Source organism: Lyngbya aestuarii BL J (assembly GCF_000478195.2).
Lineage (GTDB): Bacteria > Cyanobacteriota > Cyanobacteriia > Cyanobacteriales > Microcoleaceae > Capilliphycus > Capilliphycus aestuarii.
In genome coordinates, this window is sequence record NZ_AUZM01000186.1 from 1 (window position 1) to 1,725 (window position 1,725).

Below are 1,725 nucleotides of genomic sequence, written 5' to 3' on the forward strand. Positions count from 1 at the left end.
CCAGGATGAGCATCGCTTAAGTCGATTTGAGCGTAATCCTTCAATAAAAACTCCACAGTTGTAGATGCTGCTTTGGTATTTGCTATAAAAATGAATTTCTTTTTAACGCTAATTAACATGAAAAAAAACTGAAAGTATAAAGTCAATAAAAAAATCAAAATTTACCACTTTTTTTATATAAAAAAATAGATTTTCCGTTTGGTTCATTTTCTGGTTGCCAGGGGATGCCAGCCTTTACAAACTCCTCTTCTTCAAATAAAGAAGTTACAGGAATAAAACAATTGACACCTAATGATTCTTTAATAGTATACATCACGTCATACCCAAACAAGCGAACATGATCTTTTTGTCCAAATGTTTTCTTTCGTTCAATTTCAGATAAAAATGGGTCGAGATTTTCAATTGTTTTTTGTCTTTTATGAATGGGTATTGTAAATACCATCGTTCCCTCTGGTTTTAAAATACGAGCCAAACCATGTAGAACATCTTTGACCGAACAAAAAAGATGTTCAAGTACATGATTGTGTAATATAAAGTCCCACTCATCTGATGGCATTGAGTTCAAGTCTTCACAAATATCAAAGCGTCGAACTGTTGTTTTTGAATTCTTGTATCTTTCAGGAAACAAATCAAAAGCCTGGTATTTTTCAGCATGACTTTTGGTAAAAAGATCGATAAAACACTTTTCCGGTGCAAAGTGTAATATGCGATCTTCGGCACGTGGAATTCCTAATTTAACAAGAACCATGTAGATAACTCTACCTCTTTCTAAAGAGCCACAAGTCAAACATTTAGCCGAGGGGCGATTAGCGAATTTTCCAAATTTTTGACCTTTACAAATTGGACAAATTACCGTAGTCATAATTTTATCTGCCCTCAAAAAAAATTGGATTAATTAAACAAGGTAATGCAATGTGATTTTAGTGTATAAAACAATTCAAAATCATCATAATAAAGTTGATTTATAATTGCTTCTAATTCATCGTCTAACATTGCAGAATAACTAGGAATATCCCCTTGATTTAAAAAGCGTTCATAAATATGAATAGCCGACAAATCAACTGCGTTATCATCATATTTTTTGTATTTTGACGTTGAATTGGTTTTGTGTTTAAAAAATTTATTGGCTAATTCATATCCGAAAAGTTTTTCTGAATTTTCAGCCAAATTATCAAGCAACCAAAGATGATTGTAGTTGATGGGTGCTAAATGTTCTTTCTGGGGCCAAAAGTGACAATCAACTCTTTCAAAATCTACCTTGGCCAAATACTCAGACACAAATTCCCGAAAAGTTAATAAATCGAGTGACACTGATATGTTTCTACTGATAGAATCTGAAAGATCTGATCCCTTTTTCAAACGTTGAATAAACTGATTTAAGTAAGCAGATATCACCCTATCGCTTGGATTCCTGATCACTGCAATCTTATGCTCAAAAGCTTTTAAGCTATCTATTGACTTAACTCGATGATATTTCATCATAAACTCCAAATAGGAGTTACAGTATTTTATGTTATCGCGCATATTAGAGTTTGCAACAAAAAATTTTTTGAAGGCGGAACAAGCATTTTTTCTGATATAAGTGTACACAAAGTCTATATTATTTAAGTGTAAATGAAAATGATAATGTCTTTTGGAAAGCATAATCAATCAATTGGGGTTTTCAAAAATTTTCTCTACTTTGAATGAGCTTGACAGGATATAAAATCAATTGAGATCGGAAGA

Annotated in this window: 2 protein-coding genes; both read right to left on the bottom strand. The window is 32.1% G+C overall.

The window, feature by feature from the left end:
• Positions 1–154: 154 nt before the first annotated feature.
• On the bottom strand, positions 155–862 hold the full coding sequence (locus M595_RS27370) for a methyltransferase domain-containing protein (protein WP_023069687.1): 708 nt from the start codon (positions 860–862) through the stop codon (positions 155–157).
• 29 nt (positions 863–891) lie between these two features.
• On the bottom strand, positions 892–1,644 hold the full coding sequence (locus M595_RS27375) for a sulfotransferase family 2 domain-containing protein (protein WP_071809970.1): 753 nt from the start codon (positions 1,642–1,644) through the stop codon (positions 892–894).
• Between the last annotated feature and the right edge of the window lie 81 nt (positions 1,645–1,725).

Excerpts from the sequence above, each read along its gene's own strand:
- M595_RS27370 (WP_023069687.1), bottom strand. The coding sequence starts at position 862 with ATGACTACGGTAATTTGTCCAATTTGTAAAGGTCAAAAATTTGGAAAA.
- M595_RS27375 (WP_071809970.1), bottom strand. The coding sequence starts at position 1,644 with ATGCTTTCCAAAAGACATTATCATTTTCATTTACACTTAAATAATATA.